Here is a 16,397-nt window from a genome sequence, read left to right as displayed (position 1 = left end):
GCGGGAGAGCGCAGGGGCGAGAATCGTCCGGGCGGGAGGAACCGCCGCACGAGCAGAGGAGGAGAGACATGGACCCCGCATCGACGCCGCACTGGGGTGCTCCTTCGAGCCGCACGCCGCCGTCCGTCCCTCTCCCCGCGCGCGTCCGGTTCGAGCCGACCGCCCTGCTCGGCTCCATGCTGCGGGTCGGTGCGCTCCCGGCCACCCTCCGCTCCCGGGTGCGGCAGGCGGCTCCGGAGCGGCAACGCCGCCTCGTCGCGTTCGCCGACGTCGCTGAGGGCTTCGTTGTGCTGCATACCCGCGAGCTCACGCGGGCACTGCGCCGGATTGCTGCTCCGGCCGCGGCGGCCCCGGGCGACGCCGCCTCTGTGCTGGCGGTCGGTCGTGACGGCGTGGAGCTTGCTGCCGAGCGCGCCGACGGACTCCGCATCGCCGAGTGGGAGCGGGTTGTCTCGGTCGGAGTGGGGACGTCGCCCGCGGGCGCGCGCCGGGTCCGTGCCGTCGTTCTCGCCGTGCTCGCTCCGGGGAGTGTGCCGGCGGGGTCTGCCGCCGCCCGCGCTGTGGCGGAGGCGCTTGCCGCGCGTCGCCGTCCGCGCACGGTCCTGATCCCGTTGGTCGTCGCTTCGCCGGCTGCGTTGGGTTGGCGCGTCGCCGATGATCGCGCTTTCCTCCTCGCGCTCGACCGGTTGCGGCGGGCTCTCGGGGAGCGTGCGTGATGCGGGCGCGCCTGCGCTTCGCCGTCGCCGCTCTCGCCGTGCTGGGTCTCGGTCTCGCCCTGCGCTTCCTGCTGACCGGGCTGCTCGTCGACATCGCCGGGGGAGTGGCGTACGTCGTGCTGGTGGCGCTGCTGGTCGCCGTTGTGCTGCCGAGGATCCCGGGGGTGACGGCCGCGGGCCTCGCGTTGGCGTGGTCGATCGCGATGGAGCAGTTGCAGGCGATCGGAGTCGCCTCGCGGCTCGTCGAGCTGTGGGCGCCGCTCGTCCTCGTCGTCGGCACCACGTTCTCGTGGCTCGACATCGCCGCCTACGTGCTCGGAGCCGTCGTCGCGGCGGTCGTGCATCGCGCCGTCGCTCCCCGCACACCCGTCGCCTCACGCGCGCCGCCCGCCGAGACGTCCCTGTGTCACGGGGACACCGCCGTCGCCCCGGTGCCTCGGAGGCGGAGGCGGTGTCTCACCCGCGCCTGATTAGGGTGGGCCCATGAGCGAGCTGGCACGCCCCGAGACGACGGCCCTGCAGGCCACCGCCCCGCACGACCACCGGCGCGACCGCCGCATCCCCGAGCCGGTCGACCGCTTCTCGACCGGCGAGGAGTACCCCGAGTACCGCGTCGACCTCGAGCGGATCCGCTTCTCGCCCTACTTCGCCCGCCTTTCCGCGGTGACTCAGGTCATTTCGCCCTCGGGCGTCGGCCAGGTCGTGCACAATCGGCTCACCCACTCCATCAAGGTGACCGCCGTCGCGCGCGCCATCGCGATGCAGCTGACCACCACCGACCCTGCTCAGCGCGAACTCGTCGAGCGGCTCGGCGGCTGCGACCCGGTCGTCGTGCAGGCCGCCGCGAGCGCCCACGACCTCGGCCATCCTCCCTTCGGGCACCTCGGCGAGCAGGCGCTCGACCGCCTCGCCCGCGACCGGCTCGGGCTCGCGGAGGGCTTCGAGGGCAATGCGCAGTCGTTCCGGATCCTGGCGGAGCTCGATGTCTGCGAGACGGTGGAGGTGGGCCTGAACTTGACGGCCGCCTCCCGCGCCGCCGTGCTCAAGTACCCGTGGGGGCGGACGGTGCACCGGCCCGGCATCGACTCCGCCGACCCGACCGAGCTGCCCCGCGGCTCGACCGCCAGCCGCTGGGAGACCGCGCCGCCGAAATTCTCGGCCTACACGCTCGACCTCGACGACCTGCTCGACGCCCGCTCCGGCTTCACCGCGATCGCCCCCTGGCAGCAGACCCTCGAGTGCTCGGTGATGGATGTTGCCGACGACATCGCTTACTCCCTGCACGACCTGGACGACTTCTACCGCGCGGGTGTGCTCCAGCAGGCGGCGGTCGCGGTCGAGTTCCGTGCGTTCCTCCGCGAGCAGAACGCGCTCGCCGCCCTCGACGCGGAGGAGCTGTGGGCTCGGGCGCCCGGGCATTCGCTCGAGATGTTGCGCCGCAGGCTCGTGGCTCGCGACCCGTGGATCGCGAGCGACGAGCACTTCCGCGCCTCGGTCGAGCGGGTGTCGACCGAGCTGGTGGAGGGACTGCTCGCGCTCCCCTTCGATGGATCGACGCGCACCGAACGCGCGATCGAGGCGTTCGTCTCGTCCTGGATCGGCCGGTTGCAGCGCTCGGTGCTGGTGCTCGCCGAGCCGAACGTCCGCTCGGGCCACCTCTCGCTGCTCCCGGACGCCTGGCACGACGTGGCGGTGCTGAAGTTCGTGCACACCCGTTTCGTGATCGACCGGCCCGACTTCGCGACCTATCAGCGGGGCCAGTCGCAGGTGCTCGAGACGCTGGTGACGCACCTCGACGCATGGCTGGCGGATCCGCGCGACGGTTCGCGCGCGCCGCAGAAGTTGCTCGACCTGATCGAGCTCGCGACCGACGGCTACTTCCGTTTGCGCGCGGACCACCCGGACTGGCTGCCCGCCGACGAGCGCGGCCGCCCGACCTCGGACCCGTCCGTGCTGCAGCGGCTCGGCCGGGGTCGTGGAGTCGTCGACTACGTCGCCACGCTGACCGACGAGCAGGCGATGGCGCTCGCGGCCCGGCTGCGCGGCGATCGGGAGCCGTGGGCGATGGGGACCTGACAGGCTCCGGCTCGCAGGAACTGGCCCGGCGCGCGGGAACCGCGCGTTTCGGCGAGCCGAAGCCAATTCGGTGAGCCAGCGAGTCGGATTGCGCCGCTGAAGGGGGTGGTTGACACCGCGCACGCCTTATGGCTCCTCGGCAGATGGCCCGTCGTTCCGAGGAAGGCGGCACTCCGAAGCCCCCGAGGATGCATTCTGTGTCCGCCCCGTCGGCATTCAGGAATTGCTGTCTCAACGACAGCGTAAAATCACGGAGGCACATGCCAGGATCGACAACTCGACAGGGAGTTCCGTTGGACGGAAACGCAACGACCACGCACCGCAACGTCGCATTGCTCTCCGTCGCGACCACGCTGGCTCCGCGCGTGACCACCTCGGCCGAGATCGAGGCTCGGCTCGCTCCGGCGCTCAAGCGCCTCCGGCTCCCCACCGGCCTCCTCCAGCGGGTCGCCGGCGTGCACGAACGCCGCAATTGGGGCGCTGAGCAGGGCTTCGACGGAGCGGCGATTGACGCGGGTAAGCGGGCTCTCGCCGAGCCGGAGTCCGCGCCGACCAGATCGGCCTCATCATCAACACGTCGGTGACCCGCACGCACCTCGAGCCGTCGGTCGCCGTCCGCCTGCACCACGGGCTGGGCCTGCCCTCCTCGGCCATCAACTTCGATATCGCGAATGCGTGCCTGGGCTTCGTCAACGGTATGACTCTCGCCGCGCAGCTGATCGACTCCGGCCAGATTCGCTACGCGCTCATCATTGACGGCGAGGACGCCGACGAGATCCAGGTCAAGACGATCGAGCGCCTGAGCCGCGAGGGGGTCAAGCGCAAGGACTTCATGAGCGAATTCGCGAGCCTCACCCTCGGCTCCGGAGCCGCGGCGGCCGTCCTCGGGCCGGCCGACGAGCACCCCAAGGGGCATCGGATCCTCGGCGGGATCACCCGTGCGGCCACCCAGTTCAACGAGCTCTGCGTCGGCAGCGTCGACGGCATGTTCACCGACGCGAAAGCGCTGCTCAAGGGCGGGATGGAGCTCGTGCTCTCGGCCTGGAAGGAGGCCACCCGCGACTGGAACTGGACCGGGATGGACCGCTACATCACGCACCAGGTGTCGGATGTGCACACCGCCGCACTGGTGAAGGCCGTCGGCATCGACAGCAGCCGCGTCCCCACGACCTACCCCACCCTCGGCAACGTCGGCCCGGCGTCGATCCCGATCACCCTGGCCCAGGAGGCCGAAACCCTGCAGCCCGGCAACCGGGTGCTGCTCATCGGAGTGGGCTCGGGCATCAACACCGCGATGCTCGAGATCGCCTGGTGACCGCGCCCCACCCAGCCGAGCGGATCCGCGAAGCGCTCGGAGCCAGGGCCGCGGCGCAGCTGCCTCCGGCCGGGCTCGACGGGCTCGACCCAGCGTGGTCGCGCCTGGTCGACGCTCCGGATGCGCAGGGCGTCCCGCGCCGCTGGCACCTGCTCGACACGGGGGACGCCCTCGGCGCGGAGCCGGTCGGCACCATCCTGTGTGTGCACGGCAACCCCACCTGGTCGTACCTCTGGCGCCGGCTGGCGACCGCCACTCTCGGGGTCGCCCGCCGCGGTGGGCCCGCCTGGCGGGTGGTCGCGGTCGATCAGCTCGAGATGGGCTTCTCGGAGCGCACCGGTGCACTGCATCCGCTCGCCGACCGCGTGCGCGAGCTCTCGAACCTGACCGACGTGCTCGGGCTCGTCGATGTAGTGACCCTCGGACACGACTGGGGCGGAGTCGTCTCGCTGGGCTGGGCGGTCGAGCACCCGGAGCAGCTGCGCGCGACGATGCTCCTGAACACCGCGATCCACCAGAGCGCCGACGAGCCGATCCCGGCTCCGCTGCGGCTCGCGCTCGCTTCGGGCGTGCTCGGGGCGGCCACTGTCGGCACGCCCGCCTTCCTCGAGACGACTCTCGCGCTCGGGCACCCGGCGCTGCCCTCCGCTGTGAAGGAGGGGTACCGCGCGCCCTACCGGTCCGCGTCGCGTCGCGGAGGAGTAGGGGGTTTCGTCGCCGACATCCCCGTCGACTCCACGCATCCGAGCGACCCCGAGCTGCAGCGCATCGCCGAGGGTGTCAGCGCCCTGACCACGCCGGCCCTCATGCTCTGGGGTCCGCTCGACCCGATCTTCTCGGACCGTTACCTCGACGACCTCGTCGACCGCCTCCCGCACGCGCAAGTGCACCGTTTCGAGGGCGCCGGACACCTGCTGGCGGAGGACGTCGACTACGCGACCGCCGCCCTCACCTGGTTGGGCGACCTCGCCGACGGCGACGAGCCCTTCGGCGGCGACCCGGCCCCGGACGTCCGCCGCCCGAGTGCGCCGGTCGAACCGCTGGGGGTGCACCTCGATCGCAACGCCGAGGACGACTCCCTCGCGCTGGTCGAGATGGCGCCCCCCGGAGGCGGCGGGCCGCGGTCTGTCTCGTGGCGTCTGCTCTCGCGGCGGGTTCGCGAGCTGGGTGCCGGGCTCCGCGCCTCGGGCGTCGCTCCGGGCGACCGCGTCTCGCTCCTCGTGCCGCCCGGTGCCGACCTGACGGCGCTGCTCTACGCGTGCCTGCGTATCGGAGCCGTCGTGGTCGTCGCCGACGCGGGCCTGGGTCTGCGCGGCCTCACCCGGGCCGTCCGTGGCGCCTGGCCGGACCTGGTGGTCGGCGCCCTGCCCGGGCTCACGGTCGCGCGCGCGTTGCGCTGGCCGGGCGGGCGGGTTTCGACGCAGACGCTGCCGCGCGCCTCCGCCGCCGCTCTCGGCGTCGACACCTCGCTCGGTCAGCTGATCGAACTCGGCCGCGCCGAGCTGGCCGCGGACCGGGAGGCGCTGGGCGCGCCGCCCGCCGCCGACGCCGTGGCCGCGATCCTGTTCACCTCTGGCTCGACCGGTCCGGCGAAGGGCGTCGTCTACACGCACCGCCAGCTGGCGGGGGTCCGTGATGCGCTCGCCCGCCAGTACGGAGTGGGTCCCGGCACCGGGCTCGTCGCCGGCTTCGCGCCATTCGCCCTGCTCGGCCCCGCGCTGGGTACGCGCTCCGCCACTCCGGACATGGACGTCACCGCTCCCCGGACGCTCACCGCGGCCGCCGTCGCCGCGGCCGCCGCCCGGGTCGACGCGACCGTGCTGTTCCTCTCTCCCGCCGCGCTCGCCAACGTGGTAGCCACCGCCGGAGCGCTGGACGCCGACGAGCACCGCGCCCTCGCCGGTGTCCGCACCTTCCTCTCGGCCGGAGCTCCCGTCTCGGCGGGGCTGCTCGGCGAGGCGCAGGCGCTGATGCCGAACGCCTCCGCCCGCACCCCCTACGGCATGACCGAGGCGCTGCTGCTCACCGACGCATCGCTCGAGGGCATCCGGGAGGCGGCGTCCGACGACGATCCGCGCGGCGGAGTCTGCGTGGGAGTGCCCGCCGCGGGCGTCCGACTGCGGATCGCGCCGCTGGACGCGAACGGCCGCGCCGCCGACGAGCCGGCGGAGATCGTGGGCGTCACCGGCGAGATCGTCGTCTCGGCTGGGCACGTCGAGGACCATTACGAGCGGCTCTGGCTGACCGATCGGGCCGCCCGTATCGGCGCTGTCGCGGGTGAGCGCTGGCACCGCACCGGGGACGTCGGGCGGATCGACTCCGCAGGCCGGCTCTGGGTCGAGGGACGGATGCCGCATGTCGTGGTCACGCCGGATGGAGTGGTCACGCCGGTGGGCCCGGAGCAGCGGATCGAGGCGCGGGTGTCTTCTGTCGCGCGCGCCGCGATCGTGGGTGCTGGGCCGCGTGGAGTCGCGCAGCTGGTCGCCGTGGTCGAGCTGCGCTCGGGCGCTCGCCGGGTGGCGCTCGCCGGGAAGGCGCTCGCCGCCGAGGTCCGCTCGGCGGCGGGTCGGCCGGTCGCCGCGGTGCTGGTCGTTCCGGCGCTCCCCACCGACATCCGCCACAACTCCAAGATCGACCGCGTCGCGCTCTCGCGCTGGGCCGAGCGCGTGCTCGCCGGCGGCCGGATGGTGGCGCCGTGAGGGTCCTGGTCACCGGCGCGAGCGGGCTGCTCGGAGGCGCGGTGGCCGCGGACCTCGTTGCCCAGGGCCACGAGGTCCGCACCTTCCAGCGTCGGCCCTCCGGGGTCACGGGTGTCGAGGAGGCACGGGGCTCGCTGACCGATCCACGCGCGGTGGAGCAGGCGGTCGCCGGCTGCGAGGCGGTCGTGCACCTCGCCGCGAAGGTCTCGCTCGCGGGCGACCCGGGCGACTTCGATCGAGTGAACGTCGACGGGACCCGCCGCCTCCTCGCCGCAGCCGCCCGCGCCGGAGTGACTCGCTTCGTCCAGATCTCGTCGCCCTCGGTCGCCCACGCCGGCTCCTCGATCACCGGCGACGACGCCCAGCCCGCCGATCCGGAACGGGCGCGCGGCGATTACGCGCGCACCAAGGCCCGCGCTGAGCTGCTGGCCCTCGCGGCCGACGCGCCGGGATTCTCGGTGGTGGCCGTGCGCCCGCATCTGGTCTGGGGGCCGGGCGACACCCAGCTCGTGGCCCGCATCGTCGAGCGGGCGCGCACCGGCCGGCTGCCGTTGCTCGGGCACGGGCAGGCGCTAATCGACTCGACGTATATCGACAACGCCGCCTCGGCGATCGTCGCCGCTCTCGGGCGCGCGGAGGAGGTGCACGGCCGCTCCTACGTCGTCACCAACGGTGAGCCCCGGCCCGTCGCTGAGCTGCTGGCCGGGATCTGCCGTGCCTCGGGAGTCGAGCCGCCGCGGTGGAAGGTCCCCGCCGGCGTCGCGCGAGCCGCCGGGTCGCTCGTCGAGCGCGTATGGGCCGTGCGAGCCGGCGCCGATGAGCCGCCGATGACGCGCTTCCTGGCCGAGCAGCTCTCGACCGCACACTGGTTCGACCAGCGCCGCACCCGCGCCGAGCTGCGCTGGAGCCCGTCGGTGAGCCTGGACGAGGGCCTGGCCCGCCTCGCTGCCTCGTCCCGCCGCTGAGACCGACGCACAACGTCAGCTGAGATGCACTCTCGCGCACGATGGCGCGCGACAGGCGCTCTCAGCTGACGTTGTGCGGCGTCCCGTCCGTCTGGGGTCCGGCTGAGCAGCCGGTCGTGAGCAGTCGGTCGTGATCAGTCGGCGAGGATGAGGTACAGCGCGCGGCGGGTCTCGTCGAGTTTCGCGGCGGCGGCGGCGCGCTGGGCCTCGCTCGCTCCGCGGAACTGCTGCACGACGCCCATCAGCTTGCCGACGTTCTCCATGAACGCGCGGTCGGCGTCGCTCGCACCGGGAGTCGCCTCCCAGGCCGCGGCGAGCTCGTCGGCGTGCTCGCGGACGTAGGTGCCTCCCGCGTCCGTGAGCTGGTACTCGGTGCCGCGGCCCTCGCCGACGGCCGTGATGAGGCCCTCGTCGACGAGCTGCTGGAGGGTGGGGTAGACGGAGCCGGGGCTGGGGCGCCACGAGCCGTTCGTCTTCTCGGCGATGGCCTTGATCAGGCCGTAGCCGTTTGAAGACTTCTCGGCGAGGAGAGAGAGGAGAGCTGCGCGGACGTCGCCGCGTCGGGCGCGTCCTCCGCCGCGGCCGAAGGGGCCGCCGAAGCCGGGCCCAAAGCCGGGCCCGAAGCCGAAGCCGGGCCCGAAGCCGCGGCCGTGACCGCCGGGTCCGCGCCGCTGTCCGCGGCCGGGGTGTTCGTGGCGGGTGGAGTGGTCGCCATCGCAGGAGTCGCGGCGGTCGTCGGAGAAAAAGGTCCTGGGGTTCATGGGTGTGCTGCTCTCTGTCGTGAGGGGATTCCTGTCGATCGAATCCGGTCGCCCGTCGGGAGCGGCTGCTCGCGATCTCTTGGCGATGCAACAACGATATATCGGTGATGGATCGCTTGTCAAGACGTGAATTCCCCGTAGCCTGGAAGCTCCCCGTCGAGAGGTCCCGCATGCCGCTACCCGACTCCGAGCTCGAGGCGTACCTCGACTCCTCCCTTCTCGCCGGAGACGTCCTCACCGGCCGTGCGTCCAACCTCGGCAACCTCCGCCGGCTCGCCGCTCGCGAGCCCGCTCACCTCTACGGGGTCGACGTCGCCGAGCGCTGGACGCTCGAAAGCCTGCTCGCCCTGATGGGGGAGCGCGTCGGGATCAGCACCGATCCCTCCTTCGAGAGCGGGCAGGACCGGATCGACGCCCGCCTGAGCGTCCGCGCCCTCGCCCGCTACCGCGCCCGGTTCGCCGCCGCCGTCCGCGAGGGCTCGCTGCTCCTGTTCGCCACCGCGCATCCCGCGACGCTGATGGACGTCTACCGCCGCTTCGCCGCCGCCGCGACGGAGCAGGGAGCCCGCGTGATTGACGTCAACGCGCTGCCCTTCGCCGCGCCCGACGGCATCCGCGTGCCACTCGCAGACGAGCACCAGTCCCTCTGGTGCACCGGCGGCGTCACCTGCGTCTACCGCGGGGGAGGGCTCCAGCACACCCACTCGCCCGAGCCGATGGATGCTTTGCTGGACCGCCTCGACGAGCTCGGCGTCCGCCCCGACCTGGTGATCGCCGACCACGGCTTCGCGGGAGCGGCCGGCCGGCGCGGTCTGCCGGTCATCGCGATCGCCGACTGCAACGACCCGGCGGTGTTCGTCGCGGAGGCGCAGGGCTCGATCGAGGTGGTCGTGCCGATCGACGACGGGCTGGCCGTGCACCTCTACGAGCCGGTGATCGACTACGTCCTCGGCGTCCCCTCGGAGCCCGCGCGCACCTGACGGCTCGTAGACTCGCCTTCGGCTCGTCGCGATCCCGGATCCGGCGGGCCGCCGCGTTCCCGAGTCACCGACTCGCCACCACAGCAGACGGAGCATCCGTGACCCAGCCCCAGGACGGCCTCCTCCCGCGCTTCGCCGTCGGCGTCGACATCGGGGGGACGTCGATCAAGGCCTCGCTCGTCGATGTCACGACCGGCGAGCGCGCGGCCCGGCGTTTCGCCGTGGCGAACCCGCTGGGCAAGGAGCCCGAGGACTTCGCCGCGGCGATCGCCGGCATCGTCCGCGACGTCTCGCCGATCGCGGGGACGCCCGTCGGTGTCGGCTTTCCCGGCATCGTCCGCGGCGGCGTCGTCCGCCAGACCACCCACGTCTCCCAGCGCTGGGTCGGCCTCGACGCGCAGGCCCTGCTCTCGGAGGCGACCGGAGTGGACGTCGTCGTCGTCAACGACGCGGATGCGGCGGGCGTCGCCGAGCGCGAGTTCGGCGCGATGCACGGCCGCGAGGGCCTGCTCCTCCTGACGACCCTCGGCACCGGCATCGGCACGGCGCTCGTGCACGAGGGCGTGGTGATCCCCAACTCCGAGCTCGGCCACCTGCACATCGACGGCCCGGACTTCGAGCCGCAGGTCGGCTTCTCCGCCGTCCGGCGCGAGGGCATCACGCTCGAGGAGTGGGCCGGGCGCCTCGGCGTCTACTACCGGCACCTCGAGATGCTGCTCTCGCCGCAACTGTTCGTGATCGGAGGCGCGGCGGCGCACGTCTTCGACGAGTTCGCGCGCTTCCTCGACATCGGCACCGAGATCGTCCCTGCCCGCTTCGGCAACGACGCCGGATTCACGGGCGCCGCGATGGTCGCCGTCTCCCCCGACCGCCTCGCGCCCTGGTACCGCTCCACCCGCGGCGCCTGCCTCGCCCTCGCCCCCACCCCTCCCACCCCTCCCCCACCCCTCCCACCCCCCGCCGTCGAGGGAACCCCGACTCGTCGAGGGAACCCGCAGGAGCGGGCTCCCTCGACGAATCGGGGTTCCCTCAGCGCGCCAGCAGGCCCCGGTAGACGGCGTCCAGGCGGGCGGCGGCGGCCGGCCAGGAGTGGGTGGCTGCCCACTCCACGCCGCCGTGGCCGAGGCGCGAGAGCTCGCCGGGGTCCCGCAGCAGGGAGAGCATCGCCTCGGCCCACGCAGAGGGCGCGTCGGAAGCGAGCAACACGCCGCTCCCGCCCTCGCGCACCGCGTCGACCAAGCCTGTCGTCCGCCGTGCCAGCACCGGCGTCCCACTGCCGGCCGCCTCGAGCGCGATCAGCCCGAAGGTCTCGGCCGCCGACGGCACGAGTGCCAGCCGCGCGCTCCGGAGCCGCTCGGCCACAGTGTCGCGGTCCGCCGGCCCCTCGATCAGCACGCGGTCGCCCAGCGGAGCCGCGGCGGCGTGGACCGCATCGAGGTACGACTCCCGTCCCGGAGTCGCCCCGCCGACCAGCCGCAGCACCGGCCGCTCGCTTGGCACCATCGCCGCGAGTGCCTGCACCGCGAGCAGCTGCCCCTTGAGCGGCTGGACGCGCCCGACCAGGACCACTCCCGAGCGCTCGCCCGCGCCCGGTCGGAACCGTGCGTCGACTCCCGGCGGTACCATGACCACCCGCGCCGGATCCGCACCGTACCCGCCGACGACGTCCTCCCGCTCCGAGGCTCCCGCCACCACGATCGCGTCGGCCGCTGCGAGGACGGAGCGCTCCGCGTCGATCCGCTGCCGCGGCTCCGGCACATCGCCCGGTGCGAGTCGGGCATTCTTCGCCAGCGAACCCGAGTGCATCGAGTGCACATGCGGCCGCCCGGTGAGCACCCCGGCGAGGCCGGACACCCAGTAGTGCGAGTGCACCACGTCCGCTCCTGCCGCGGCTCGCGCGAAGGCCGGTGCCGCCGCGGCCAGTGCGTACTTGTCGCCCGCCGGCACGGGAACGCCGACCACTCGCACGCCGGGCGCGAGCATCCGTATGCCCTCGCCCCGGGTGAGTACCTCGACCTCCCAGCCGAGCGTCGCCAGCTCCGGCAGGACCGCCGCCAGGTACACGTTCATGCCACCCGCGTCGCCCGTCGAGGGCTGCTCGAGCGGGGAGGTGTGCGCCGAGACGACGGCCAGACGGGGCATCCCTGCATCGTAGGGACAGCCGTGCGTCCTCCGCAGATCCCGCCCGGCGGTCCGCCGCGTCCCCGGGATCAGGTTGAATAGGCGGATGCGTTCGTTCGAGCGCGGAGAGCGTGAGGTTCATGGCCCGCCAGAGTCCCCCCGGTGAGGTGCTGCCGTCGGCCGCACCCGGGTCGGTGACCGCCGGCCACGAGCCGTTCTGGGAGCAGGACATCCGCGCGCTCGTCGGTTCTGCCGCGTTCGGGAAGGGCGCCGCCTATGCCGACGAGGGACGCGTCCGCGAGCTGCAGTGGTTCGGTGGCCGGACCCGCCTCTTCGGCCAGGTCCGCGGATCCGGTCGGCTGCCCTACGCGGTGAGCGTGCAGTTGCGCGACGAGGGCGACCACTGGAGCCTGCTCGGCGGCGCCTGTAGCTGCCCGGTCAAGCGCGAGTGCAAGCACGTCGCGGCCGTCCTGATCGAGGCCCTGCGCCGCGAGCGCGAGGGCGGAGTGGCGGGCCCGTTCCCGGGTGAGGCCGCCGTCGACGCGGTGCCGGAGTGGCGCAGCGCACTCGCTCCTCTGCTCGCCGGCGCCGAGCGCTCGCGCACCGGCATCCCGCTGGGCCTGCAATTCGAGCTGCTGCCCGGCGAGCCCGTGCGCCGTCCGCCCGGCCGTTACAACTCCTACCGCCCGCCGCCCGAGCCGCGTCCGCGCCTGGGCGTGCGACCGGTGCGGATGGGCGACCGCGACCGCTGGGTGCGCACCGGCGCGAGCTGGCGCGACCTCGGCTACCTGCACTACAGCCACGACTACGACGAGCGCCAGATCGACGTCATCCGCGAGATGCAGGGCCTGCTCTCGGGGCACAGCGCCTCCAGCTACTACTCGCCCGACACCTGGCTCTACCTCGACCAGTGCCGGAGCGAGGCGATCTGGGCGGCCCTGCACGGCGCCGTCCGCGCGGGCATCGGCCTGGTGATGGGCGATCGCGACCAGACGCCGCTGAAGATCCTCGATACCACGGCCACCGCCTCCATCGACGTCACGCGCACCCCCGCGGGCCTCGAGCTGCGCTCGCTCGTCGCGATCGGCGACCACCCGGCCCCCGAGGAGTTCGGTTTCATCGGCGACCCGGCCGTCGGCCTCTACACCTGGGAGGGGGGCGAGGAGCTGCGTGCCCGCCCGGTCACCCTCATCCCGTTCGCCGCGCCGCTGCTGTCCTCGGCGCGCACCTTCCTGTGGAGCCGCGAGGCGATCCGCATCCCGGTCGCCGAGGAGTCGGCCTTCCTCACCGAGCACTATCAGCGGCTGCACCGGCTGTTCGACATCGTCTCCCGGGACGGCTCCTTCGAGGCGCCCGCCGTGCCCGAGCCGCGGCTGGGGCTCACCCTCGAGCACACCGAGGGTGCGGGCCTGCGCGGCTCGTGGTGGTGGCGTTACGCGGTGGAGGGGGCGCGCGGCGTCGACGCCGAGCGGCTGCCGCTGCGGGTCGGCGAGGACGCCGGCTACCGCGACCTCGACGCCGAGCAGCGCATCCTCGACTCCCTCGTCGGCGCGGGCCTGGACCCGGAGTCGACCCCCGCCCTGGTCTCCCCGTCGAGCCGGCGCCTGCGCCCCACCTTCGACCTGCGCGGCATGCAGACCGTCGGCTTCCTCACCGGTGAGGTCGAGCGTCTCCGCGAACTCGGCACGGTCGAGATCGAGGAGGTCGGCGAGCGCGTCGACTACCGCGAGGCGCAGACCGCGCCCGTGGTCGCCGTGCAGACCGTCGCCCAGCCCGACAGCCGCGACTGGTTCAACCTTGAGATCTCGGTCACCGTCAACGACGAGGCGGTTCCGCTCGCCGAGATCTTCCTCGCGCTCGCCCGCGGCGACGAGTACATGGTCTTGCCCAGTGGCGTCTACTTCGCCCTCGACGACGAACGCTTCGGCCGCCTCCGCGAGCTGATCGCCGAGGCCCGAGAGCTTTCGGACGACCCCGGCGAGACTCTGCGGATCAGCCGCTTCCAGTCCTCGCTCTGGGACGAGCTGGTCGAGCTGGGCGTCGTGGAGGCGCAGGCCGCCGCGTGGCGCCGTGCCGTCGAGGGCCTCTCCGGCTTCACCGCGACGGGTGCCCTCGAGTCCCGCGTTCTTCCCGAGGGCTTCGCCGTCGAGTTGCGGCCCTACCAGCAGCTCGGCTACGACTGGCTCTCGTTCCTGTACGACAACCAGCTCGGCGGCGTGCTCGCGGACGACATGGGCCTGGGCAAGACCGTGCAGTCCCTCGCCCTGGTCAGCCGGGTGATGCAGGAGCAGCGCGCCGCGGCCCAGGAGGCGGGCACCTCGCCGCGCCCGTTCCTCGTCGTCGCGCCCACCAGCGTCGTGCCCAACTGGGTCGGCGAGGCCAAGCGTTTCGCTCCGGACCTGCGCGTGGTCGGCATCGACGAGACGTCGAAGAAGAAGCGGAGGGCGCTCTCGAGCGTCATCGGCGAGGCGGAGCTGGTGATCACCTCCTACGCGCTGTTCCGGCTCGACTACGAGTCGTACTCGGGCATTCAGTGGTCGGGGCTCCTGCTCGACGAGGCGCAGTTCGTCAAGAATCGCCAGTCGGCCACGCATCAGCTCGCGCGCCGCCTCGACGTACCGTTCAAGCTCGCCATCACCGGCACGCCGATGGAGAACAACGTGATGGAGCTGTGGTCGCTCCTGTCGATCGTCGCTCCGGGCCTGTTCCCCTCGCCCGCCGGTTTCGTCGAGTTCTATCAGAAGCCGATCGAGCGCGAAGCCGACAGCGAGAAGCTCTCGCAACTGCGGCGTCGCATTCGCCCGCTGATGCTGCGGCGCACGAAGGAGCTCGTCGCCACGGAGCTGCCGCCCAAGCAGGAGCAGACCCTCGAGGTCGAGCTCGGCCCGAAGCAACGGAAGGTCTATGACACCTATCTGGCGCGGGAGCGGCAGCGGGTTCTCGGCCTGATCGGCGACTTCGAGAAGAACCGCTTCGCGATCTTCCGCGCGCTGACGGTGCTGCGCCAGGTCGCCCTCGATGCGGCGCTGGTCGACGAGGCGCACGAGAGCGTCCCCTCCACCAAGCTCGACCTGCTCGACGACCTGCTGGGCGACGCGCTCGGTGAAGGCCATCGCGTGCTGGTCTTTAGCCAGTTCACGCGGTTCCTTGGCCGGGTCCGCGGCCGACTCGACGCGGCCGGCATCGAATACGCCTACCTCGACGGAGCGACGAAGAAGCGCGACGAGGTCATCGAGCGGTTCCGCTCCGGCGAGGCGGGAGTGTTCTTGATCTCACTCAAGGCGGGTGGATTCGGGCTCAACCTCACCGAGGCCGACTACTGCATTCTGCTCGACCCCTGGTGGAACCCGGCCACGGAGTCGCAGGCCGTGGACCGCGCGCACCGCATCGGTCAGACCCGCTCGGTGATGGTCTATCGGCTTGTGGCGAAGGACACGATCGAGGAGAAGGTGATGGCCCTCAAGGAGGCGAAGGCCGCGCTCTTCGCGGCAGTCATGTCCGACGACGGCGCCGCTGCCACGGGCGGGATCACCGCCGAGGACGTGCGCGAGCTGCTGGGCTGAGCGTTATTCTCGCACCTGCTCCAGCAGGGTCGCGACGGCGAAGCGGGTGTCGGCGGCCAGGCGTCCGAGGCGGTGCGCGGCGCGGATCGACGCGGGCTGGTAGGGATGCACGAGCCGTCGGGCTGCTGTGCAGGGCAGAGCAAAGGCCGCGACGATCCCGGCGTCGATCCCGTCCAGTCCGCCGTCGTCCCGGCCGAACACGAGCTCCCGGCCCTCGCGGGCGAGAGCCTCGGGCAGGTCGGCCTCGCCGATCGGGAGACGCAGGACGGCTAGCAGGCCCGCCGCCAGCACACGGCGAGGCAGCGGGCGGCCCAGCCGTCCTGCCGCGTGCACCGTGAAGAAGTCGGCGTACCGCTCCACAACTCCGATGATCGCCTCGGCGAGGCGCTCCATCTCGGGGTGCAGCGAGAGCCGGGCGAGCCGGCGGTAGCTGTGCATCGCGATTCGCGCATCCACCGCGAGCGCCAGCGCGACCGGACCGGGGAGGGCGGCCGCGACGCGGTTCAGGAGTGGGCGCGACTCGACGGTCGGTTCCGGTGGCCGGACGTCGATCCCGCGGATCTGCGGCGAGGCTGCGAGCACGTCACCCAGCGCGTCGGCGATCCGGTGTCGCTCGGCCGCCCAGATCCTCGCGAACTCGCGGACCCGCTCGTCGGGGTGGGCGCGGGCGATCGGCAGCACCCGGGCGACGGTGGCGTGCTCGATCGCGCGCAGGTACGCGGTGGCGACGATCGCTTCGCGATCCAGCGGCACCTCCTCGAACTCGAACACCGAGAAGTGCTCGTGCAGAGTTCCGCGCGCGCTGCGGCGGTGGTCCTCGAGATCGAATGGTTCTGCGATGCCCACGTCGTGCTCCTCCGCTAGGTCGGTCCCTCCATCCTGGGCCCCTCGCGCGGGAGGCGGAAGAGCACGCGCCTCTCCCTGCGACACGGGGAGCCGGTCACCAGGCGGACTGGGGAAGCGGGGCAGGAGGGGCGGCGGGGCGCGGACCTCGGCGGTCGGCGCCGTCCTGCGGACGCCGACTGCTTCGGCACCACCGGGACCGCGCAGGCGCTCGACGCTGCGGGCGTGGATCCGCTGCTCCTCGGGGCCGCGCGCATCCTCGTCGGTGGTGCCGTGCTGGCCGCGCTGCTCGGAGTGGAGGCGCCGCGCCGGCGGAGGCGTCCTGATCGCGTGTGATGCTGCTGGTCCTGCGGGGTGC

10 protein-coding genes and 2 pseudogenes are annotated in these 16,397 nt (G+C 72.8%); 9 read left to right on the top strand and 3 right to left on the bottom strand.

Going from position 1 to position 16,397, the window contains the following annotated elements; translation table 11 throughout:
• The first annotated feature begins 68 nt into the window (after positions 1-68).
• The 6 genes and pseudogenes from C1O28_RS11010 to C1O28_RS10985 all read left to right on the top strand — a co-directional run bounded on the left by C1O28_RS11010 (position 69) and on the right by C1O28_RS10985 (position 7,771).
• On the top strand, positions 69-716 hold the full coding sequence (locus tag C1O28_RS11010; RefSeq protein WP_097165212.1) for a hypothetical protein: 648 nt from the start codon (positions 69-71) through the stop codon (positions 714-716).
• Positions 716-1,186, top strand: a complete 471-nt coding sequence (locus C1O28_RS11005) for a DUF2809 domain-containing protein (protein ID WP_097165213.1) — start codon at positions 716-718, stop codon at positions 1,184-1,186. Before C1O28_RS11010 ends, C1O28_RS11005 begins: the two co-directional genes overlap by 1 nt.
• Before the next feature lie 13 nt (positions 1,187-1,199).
• Positions 1,200-2,792 carry a deoxyguanosinetriphosphate triphosphohydrolase family protein gene (locus tag C1O28_RS11000; RefSeq protein ID WP_097165214.1) on the top strand — a complete coding sequence of 531 codons (1,593 nt, stop codon included), beginning with the start codon at positions 1,200-1,202 and terminating at the stop codon, positions 2,790-2,792.
• A gap of 260 nt (positions 2,793-3,052) precedes the next feature.
• Positions 3,053-4,107, top strand: a pseudogene (locus C1O28_RS10995) (3-oxoacyl-ACP synthase III).
• Complete coding sequence (locus tag C1O28_RS10990; protein WP_243391987.1) at positions 4,104-6,806, top strand: alpha/beta fold hydrolase; 2,703 nt, start codon at positions 4,104-4,106, stop codon at positions 6,804-6,806. The pseudogene C1O28_RS10995 and the gene C1O28_RS10990 overlap by 4 nt, the downstream one beginning before the upstream one ends.
• Positions 6,803-7,771 carry an NAD-dependent epimerase/dehydratase family protein gene (locus tag C1O28_RS10985; protein WP_097165216.1) on the top strand — a complete coding sequence of 323 codons (969 nt, stop codon included), beginning with the start codon at positions 6,803-6,805 and terminating at the stop codon, positions 7,769-7,771. Before C1O28_RS10990 ends, C1O28_RS10985 begins: the two co-directional genes overlap by 4 nt.
• Positions 7,772-7,905: 134 nt before the next feature.
• Here the strand turns inward: C1O28_RS10985 and C1O28_RS10980 are convergent, their stop codons facing one another.
• Complete coding sequence (locus C1O28_RS10980; RefSeq protein ID WP_097165217.1) at positions 7,906-8,532, bottom strand: PadR family transcriptional regulator; 627 nt, start codon at positions 8,530-8,532, stop codon at positions 7,906-7,908.
• A 170-nt stretch (positions 8,533-8,702) separates the two neighbouring features.
• Here C1O28_RS10980 and C1O28_RS10975 point away from each other — a divergent pair, with 170 nt between their 5' ends.
• Positions 8,703-9,512: a phosphatase gene (locus C1O28_RS10975; protein WP_097165218.1), complete on the top strand. Its 810-nt coding sequence runs from the start codon at positions 8,703-8,705 to the stop codon at positions 9,510-9,512.
• 98 nt (positions 9,513-9,610) lie between these two features.
• Positions 9,611-10,057: pseudogene (locus C1O28_RS15705) on the top strand (ROK family protein); the annotation flags it as partial.
• A gap of 484 nt (positions 10,058-10,541) precedes the next feature.
• On the opposite strand, the gene C1O28_RS10965 reads toward C1O28_RS15705, so the two are convergent.
• Positions 10,542-11,654, bottom strand: coding sequence for a glycosyltransferase (locus C1O28_RS10965; protein ID WP_097165219.1), 1,113 nt, complete (start codon positions 11,652-11,654; stop codon positions 10,542-10,544).
• A gap of 119 nt (positions 11,655-11,773) precedes the next feature.
• Here C1O28_RS10965 and C1O28_RS10960 point away from each other — a divergent pair, with 119 nt between their 5' ends.
• Complete coding sequence (locus tag C1O28_RS10960; protein WP_097165220.1) at positions 11,774-15,196, top strand: DEAD/DEAH box helicase; 3,423 nt, start codon at positions 11,774-11,776, stop codon at positions 15,194-15,196.
• Positions 15,197-15,199: 3 nt separating this feature from the next.
• On the opposite strand, the gene C1O28_RS10955 is transcribed toward C1O28_RS10960, so the two are convergent.
• A complete protein-coding gene (locus C1O28_RS10955; RefSeq protein ID WP_097165221.1) occupies positions 15,200-16,042 on the bottom strand; it encodes a hypothetical protein in 843 nt (280 codons plus the stop codon).
• Positions 16,043-16,397: the final 355 nt, after the last annotated feature.

The sequence above is a fragment of the Rathayibacter rathayi genome (assembly GCF_004011095.1).
Lineage (GTDB): Bacteria > Actinomycetota > Actinomycetes > Actinomycetales > Microbacteriaceae > Rathayibacter > Rathayibacter rathayi.
Note: the sequence above shows the minus strand (reverse complement) of the source record. Positions and strands in the feature narration are given on the sequence as shown.

What these genes read in the sequence shown, in the direction of transcription:
- C1O28_RS10965 (WP_097165219.1), bottom strand. Translation starts at nt 11,654, where the DNA reads ATGCCCCGTCTGGCCGTCGTCTCGGCGCACACCTCCCCGCTCGAGCAG.
- C1O28_RS10960 (WP_097165220.1), top strand. Translation starts at nt 11,774, where the DNA reads ATGGCCCGCCAGAGTCCCCCCGGTGAGGTGCTGCCGTCGGCCGCACCC.
- C1O28_RS10975 (WP_097165218.1), top strand. Translation starts at nt 8,703, where the DNA reads ATGCCGCTACCCGACTCCGAGCTCGAGGCGTACCTCGACTCCTCCCTT.
- C1O28_RS11005 (WP_097165213.1), top strand. Translation starts at nt 716, where the DNA reads ATGCGGGCGCGCCTGCGCTTCGCCGTCGCCGCTCTCGCCGTGCTGGGT.
- C1O28_RS11000 (WP_097165214.1), top strand. Translation starts at nt 1,200, where the DNA reads ATGAGCGAGCTGGCACGCCCCGAGACGACGGCCCTGCAGGCCACCGCC.
- C1O28_RS10980 (WP_097165217.1), bottom strand. Translation starts at nt 8,532, where the DNA reads ATGAACCCCAGGACCTTTTTCTCCGACGACCGCCGCGACTCCTGCGAT.
- C1O28_RS11010 (WP_097165212.1), top strand. Translation starts at nt 69, where the DNA reads ATGGACCCCGCATCGACGCCGCACTGGGGTGCTCCTTCGAGCCGCACG.